Source organism: Treponema sp., assembly GCF_045657965.1.
In the GTDB taxonomy this organism is placed as follows: Bacteria; Spirochaetota; Spirochaetia; order Treponematales; family Treponemataceae; genus Treponema_D.
In genome coordinates this window covers 1-6,895 of record NZ_JAZOUG010000295.1, presented here as the reverse complement: position 1 = coordinate 6,895, position 6,895 = coordinate 1, and the positions used below count along the sequence as shown (strand labels likewise).

The window sequence follows — 6,895 nt, the reverse complement described above, 5'->3', positions numbered from 1 at the left end:
AGGGGTAGCGCAAGACGCATTTTCGGCTTGTGCGAGGGGAAGACTTTCCCCTTTTGCAGTCTTTAAACTAACGTTTGAATTTTCAGCTTTCAATTTTCCATTTTCCATTTCCGTCAGATATTCAATATATTCACTGCATTTTCCGACAAAGCCTGAAACCGAACCATCTTCTTCCATTATGAACATTGTGTCGGCGATTTTGTCCATGAAATAACGGTCATGACTTACGATTAGCAGGCAGCCTTTGTAATTAAGAAGAAAGTCTTCAAGAATATTCATTGTAAAGATATCAAAGTCATTTGTAGGCTCATCGAGAATCAGAAAGTTCGGATTTGAAATCAAAAGCCGCACAAGGAAAACCCGTTTGCGCTCACCGCCGCTCAAAGTTGAAAGCATTGAATGCTGTATTTTTCCTTCAAAACCGAATTCTTTCAAAAAGAGTGATGCGCTCAATGTTTTGCCGTTGTTCATCTGTACGACTTCGGCAGCTTCTTTTATGTAATCAAGAACAGTCATGCTCAAATCCTTAAAAACAGGATTCTGCTGATAGTAGCCGAAAAAGGTATTTTCACCTTTTACGATTGTTCCTGAATCAGGCGGAATAAGTCCTGTGATGATGTTCAAAAGTGTAGACTTTCCCGAACCGTTCCCGCCGAAAATGCCGATTTTTTCACCTTTGCTGAAAGTGTAAGAAAAATCACGGAGGACCGGGGCTGCATCAGAAGTTTTCAAGAAATTCTTACTGATGCCGTAAAGTTCAAGAATTTTTCCGCCCAGGCGACGGCCGGCTACCTCAAACTGAAAGCCCTTATCTTTGGCAAATTTTTCGCGGTTAATCAGCTGCATATCACGCTGAATTCGGGCCTTTGCTTTTGTTCCACGCGCACACGGACCGCGACGGAGCCAGTCCCGCTCAAATCGAAGAACGCTTTCAATACGTCGCTCAGTGTTTTCTTCAATTTCAGCTTCTATTTCTTTTTTTTCAAGATAATCAGAATAGTTTCCCTGGTAAAGCTTGAGCGAGTGGCGGGCAAGTTCATAAATATTATTGCATACTGCGTCCAGAAAATAGCGGTCATGTGTAACCATGAGAACCGTGCGCTTTGTGTCATGAAGATAATTCTGAAGCCAGTAAATCGTCTGAATATCGAGATGGTTGGTCGGTTCGTCAAGCAGAAGCAGTTTTGTGTCTTCCACGAGAACCTGAGCAAGCGCGACTTTTTTGACCATGCCGCCTGAAAGTTCGCTCATTCTACGTTCAAGGTCGTTAATGCCGAGAGTTCCGAGAATCGAACGGATCTGACTTTCATAGTTCCACAGGTCTCCTTTGTCCATTTCATAAGTGAGCTCGTCAAATCTTAACTGCTGACCGTTCGTTAGCCCATCAGACATTTTCTCACAAAGAGATTCGTATTCATTGATGATTTTGAGTTTCGGGCTTTCAGATTTAAAAATATGTTCCCGGATTGTATTATTTCTGTCAAAAACAGGATTCTGAGGAAGAAAACTAACACCCGATAGTTTGTTTATTATAACCTGACCGTCATCAGCCGGCAGAGTACCTGCAATTACACTGAGTAAAGTCGATTTTCCAGTGCCGTTGCGGCCGATAATTGCAGCTTTGTCACCTTCGTTCAAACCGAAAGTAACGTTTTGAAAGAGCGGAGCTTCCCGCCCCATTTTAGAAAGATTATTTACTGAAAGTATGTTCATGTTTTTTATAGTACGGCACGAAGTCCGCTTCCTTTTAATTTTTTGTAGATTTTTCTTCCTGCCCGTCCCGGCTGCTTATAAAAAAATGGTCTCCTGAACGGCCGTCAATTCCTGTGGCAAATTCAATAGGATGATGATAGCACAAAACTGAGAAAAATTAAATCCGTGTGGCAGAGGGAGAAAATTTGCAAGTTAAACTTTCAGATTAATTTCTAAGCTTCAGTCAGCTTCTCCGAGCACTTCATTCAAAGCAAGCACAGCATTACGGCAGCAGTTTTCACATTCACAGAGAACCTTTCCCGTACCTACACCTTTTAAATCTTTGCAGGTAACAGCCCCGCATTTTTCTTTGAATTTGGTAAGAAGTTCGCGGCTCTGGCGGACAGTTCCGTTTCCTTCAGTTTTAAGGCCGAGAATCATGTTTGCACCCACAAGAGCACCGCACGTCGCTTCCATTGTCCCCATTCCGGCAGCAAATCCTGATGCCATATTATGTAAAGTAACCTCATCAATATTTACTGTGTCAGCCATAACACTTGTAACTGCCTGACAACAGTTCATCTGCCCTGTTTTTTTGAGCATGCCCGCTTTATCTGCTTTTTCCTGAATTGTCATTTTGTACCTCAAATAAATTTATAATAAAATCAAAATGCTTTGTATGTAACAAAATCACATTTAATGCAAATTTCCTAATCTTTACGCACAGCCTTCATTGCCTTTTTTGCTCTATACATTTCAGAATCAGCGCGTTTAAAAATATTTTCATAAGAACTGTCTGTTTCCGGATTATAAACAGCATATCCGATTGCAGCAGAAATTTTTTCCCAGTATTCAAGATTCGGATTATCATGAAGAACTTTAAGCTGCTCATTAAAAGTATGAATAAGTTCATCGATATGTTCCAGATCATGTCCTTTCAAAATCACTACAAATTCATCTCCACCAATTCTGAAAACAGGAGAATGTTCAAAAACATGACAGATAATCCGGCTCATTGTGACAATTGCAATATTTCCTTTGTCATGACCATAGGTATCGTTAATCCGCTTAAGAAAATTCAAATCGACCATGGCAACACCAATTTCCCTTAAGCCGTCAGCCATTTCCCATTCAATTTTTTGAACTTCTTTGTCATAACCAAGTTTATTCCTGATTCCTGTAAGAGAATCTTTTATTGCCAGTTCATTTAATTCTATTGCCTGCTGCCTTGTATCTTTTAAATCACGTTTTGTTTTATTGAGATTGTACATATAAAGCTCAAGTTCATAAAATAAGTCAGCAAGTTTTGCCATTATCCCGGAAATTTCATCATTATTCGTAACTTCTTCAAGTAATTTTTCTGCTAATTCCGAGTCTTTTGTCTGAGAATACTCATCAACTACATTCTGGATTTTTATAAGCTTCCGGATATACCGGCTGCGGATAAGCAGAAGCAAAAGTAACATAAAACCTATAATAACCAGACCAATCGCAATCAGCTGGCGGATTGTTGCATAAAAAATAGCTTTGTTTACTTTTGCAATTTCAATTTCAACACCAATTACACCTAATTTCTGTCCGTTAATAAAAACAGGTGTATAATATGAATAAGTTTTACCGTATTTATTATCATATGTATCATAACCTTCAGGTCTTTTGCCCGTATCCCAGGCCTGCCACATATGAGGATACTTTTCTCTTTCATCAAGAACATCAACGCACAGGTTTAAAAATCTATTGTCTTTTGCTGATGGTTCTCTGATAGGTTCCAGAAACCAGCACATATGATCTGGTTCACCTGTCGGCACTAAATAATAAGCATATGCTATGTTAAATTCCTTTACAGCCTTTTCAAAAAACAGCCGGTAATATTCATAATAGTAAAGTGAGTAAGCTTTTTTTACATCTTCAGAAAGTTCATCAAACGGAATATCTTTATCTATAATTTTTCCTGGATATTTCTGAGAATAAAGCCTTTCAAAGTTTTCCCAATCCCGTGCAAGATTTTTTTCATTAAAATCCATTGGGATTTTATATTCGTGTGCATGCGGAATAAAATATTTCTGCATGTTTAGAAAATCATTTTTTTCAAGTAAAACTATTTCTTCAAGATATGATGCTATATTCTGACTATTATGTTCCTGCTCAACCTGAAAAAGACTATTCTGGTTAAAATATGAAATCTGTGCAGTAACAAGAAGGGTAACTACAGTAAAAATCAGAAAAATAAAACTGAATTTAAATGTTAACCGTCTGTTTTTCATAAAAAATCCTGTGTTATTAAAGATAAAAATACCCTTAAATTTTAACACAGAATACTAAGAAAAGCAAAAAAATCCCGCCACAGCGGGATAATAAGTTAAAAGTCTAAAATTTAAATTATATTAGTCTTCCATTGTTTTATAAGCATCAAATTCTTTGAGCATCTGACTGTCTTTATTCTTGTCTAAAATTGAAACCGCAACACTGAAAATAAGACAGATTACAAAACCTGGCATAATTTCGTAAAGACCAAAAATCCAGTGTACGCTTGAAGGTACATTGTGCCAGAGAACTACTGCTATAAATCCTGTTATAAGACCGGCAATTGCACCTTTTGCTGTCATGCCGCGCCAGTAAAGTGCTAAAAGAACGAGCGGACCAAATGTTGCGCCGAAACCTGCCCATGCGTAAGAAACAAGTCCAAAGATTGATGATGCCGGGTTAAGTGAAAGGAAGAGGGCTACAAGAGCAATTAAAAAGACTACGAAACGGCTTATATTCAAAACAGTTTTTTCATCAGCATTTTTATTGATAATTCCCTTGTAAATATCCTGACTTACTGCACTTGAAGCTGCAAGAAGCTGTGAATCTGCGGTAGACATTGAAGCTGCCAGGATTGCACAAAGGAAGATTCCTCCGATGAAAGCCGGGTACATTTTGAGCATTGTTGCACTGAATACAGTTTCTGCATCGCCGAACTGTGAAACTCCTTCAACTGCAATTTCTTCAGCACCAGTTCCTAAAAGTACGCCGTGATTTAAGAGATAAGCAGTTCCAAGTGTTCCGATTAAGAATGTTCCGATATAAGAAACAATCATCCATACAGTGCCGATTCTGCGGGCTTTTTTGATTTCCGCATTTGAACGGATTCCCATAAAGCGGACAATAATATGCGGCATTCCGAAGTATCCTAAGCCCCATGCAAGAGCTGAAACAATGGACATTCCTTTAAAAGAAGCATTTCCGGCAAAAGATTTTCTGATATTTTCACCGAAATCGTTTGCAAGAGCACGTGCATCGAATGACTGAACCTGAGCGATTGCTTCAGCAGGACCGCCAAGTGCGAAAACTGCGATTGCAGCAGAAATTACAAAAGCAACAAAAATCAAAGTGCCCTGAACAAAGTCCGTTGTACAGACTGCAGTATAGCCGCCAGTGATTGTGTAACAAAGAATTACTAAAAGTCCAATTGCAAGGCCGGCGTGATACGGAAGTCCAAAAACTGAATTGAAAAGCTTTGCGCAGGCAACAAAACCAGATGCTGTATAAATTGTAAAGAAAAACACAATGAAAATAACTGAAAGCACAGAAAGAATGTGAGTCTTATCTTTGAAACGGTTTGTGAAAAATTCAGGAATTGTAATTGAATCCCCAAACGCAACAGAACATTTGCGTAATGGTTTTGCTACGAAAAGCCAGTTTAAGTAAGTTCCGGCAATAAGACCAAGCGCTGTCCAGAAAGTTTCGCGTACACCGCCAAGATAACAAAGACCAGGCAAGCCCATTAAAAGCCAGGCTGAAGAATCAGACGCCTCTGCTGAAAGAGCTGTAACCCAGGGACCAACTTTGCGGCCACCTAAAAAAAGTCAGAAGAGCTGTTGTTTTTGTTCGCGTTTCTCAGACCAATGTAAATCATAAAGCCGAGGTAAAGCACGAATGCACAGATTTTTGCAATCAATACAGAATCCATTTTTGTCCTCACATTTTAATTTGTATGCTGCAAAGATTATCATAGATTTCTGTTGATTTCTATACATAGAAATAAAAAACCGCACACCTCTCAGCGGAGATTGTGCGGTAATTATGCAAAAAATTTAATCTAGTAGCTTAAAGTCAGTGTTGCGCCTTTATCTGTTGGAGCTGATGATGGAGCACTTACATTTGTAACTCCGTAAGCAGGTGTGTAACTTGTTCCGTTTTTGCTTGATACTCCAGAGTTATTTTTGCTTACCCAGCTTCCACTGTTGCCTGTTGTGTCGTAATAATAGCCGATGGTGTAACTGTCACTCTTGGTTCCGGTAAAAGTGTTTCCTTCGATGTAGAGTTCACTTCCTGCACGGCAATTAATAAAACTTGCACCGCCAGAGAAAGTTCCTGCATCAAAATAGCTTCCGTAAATGTGTGCCTTACCCCAGCGGAAAAGCGGCTGACGGGCATTGATATTTTTCCAGTAATTGTTTGCAAAGGTTACGCGCATATCCGAATCAGAGTAACCGTCAGAATTTGTGTCAGGACCGTCGTCACCTGAACCGCAAAGACAGGCTTTGTAATGGTCATGGATATAGCAGTTTGAAATGGTAATCCATGTTGCACCGTTTTTAATATCGAGCAAACCATCATAGAAATCTTTTGCAAAGTCAGAATCGCTTGAATTAGTGATTATTGCACCAGTTGTATTGTCTTTTGGTGTTGTATTAGAACGAAGTTCACAGTGGTCAACCCATACATGACGCGCACCATTCAAAGAAAGTGCGTCGTTGCCTTTCCCACCATATGTATCATATGCAATGACTTCGCCAAGCACAAGGTTCCGGATGATAACATTCTGCCCCTGTACGCGCATTTCAATATTTTTTAAGCCTGCACCCGTTACAGCACCATAAACTGTTTTATTAGAGCCAACCGACATGATTATGCTAACGTTGTCTGTCGTCGTAATTCGGTCGGCATTTGTGAATTTGACGATATATGGCTCATCTCCAGAAAGTATAGTTGCATTTGAAGTCAAATCGGAAAGTGAATTGATTGAGATGGTATTTCCTCCATATCCACCGGTAATCGTATACTTTGCATTTGCATCATCAGCGGTGATTGTTGCGTAACCGACCATGTTTGAATCAGCGGTATATGAAGAAGGGATAAAGTGAGCAGAAATAGTCACATCATCTGTAAGTGCAAATGAATAATTTTCTGAATTTGAAGCAATAAAATCCCCGGAAGA

Annotated in this window: 4 protein-coding genes and 1 pseudogene; all 5 read right to left on the bottom strand. The window is 39.3% G+C overall.

Annotated features, from left to right (window positions below):
* Positions 1-1,713, bottom strand: a 1,713-nt coding sequence (locus ACKI5B_RS11115) for an ABC-F family ATP-binding cassette domain-containing protein (protein ID WP_407428741.1), incomplete at its 3' end; no start/stop codon positions are given.
* 219 nt (positions 1,714-1,932) lie between these two features.
* The gene (locus tag ACKI5B_RS11110) at positions 1,933-2,328 is read right to left on the bottom strand and encodes a C-GCAxxG-C-C family protein (RefSeq protein ID WP_407428739.1); all 396 of its coding nucleotides are present in this window, start codon (positions 2,326-2,328) and stop codon (positions 1,933-1,935) included.
* 74 nt (positions 2,329-2,402) lie between these two features.
* Entirely contained in the window at positions 2,403-3,956 is a 1,554-nt protein-coding gene (locus tag ACKI5B_RS11105) for a GGDEF domain-containing protein (protein ID WP_407428737.1), read from the bottom strand.
* Positions 3,957-4,076: 120 nt separating this feature from the next.
* Positions 4,077-5,480: pseudogene (locus ACKI5B_RS11100) on the bottom strand (sodium/proline symporter); the annotation flags it as partial.
* Positions 5,481-5,773: 293 nt separating this feature from the next.
* Positions 5,774-6,895, bottom strand: a 1,122-nt coding sequence (locus tag ACKI5B_RS11095; RefSeq protein WP_407428735.1) for a pectate lyase family protein, incomplete at its 5' end; no start/stop codon positions are given.

What these genes read in the sequence shown, in the direction of transcription:
- ACKI5B_RS11105 (WP_407428737.1), bottom strand. Translation starts at nt 3,956, where the DNA reads ATGAAAAACAGACGGTTAACATTTAAATTCAGTTTTATTTTTCTGATT.
- ACKI5B_RS11110 (WP_407428739.1), bottom strand. Translation starts at nt 2,328, where the DNA reads ATGACAATTCAGGAAAAAGCAGATAAAGCGGGCATGCTCAAAAAAACA.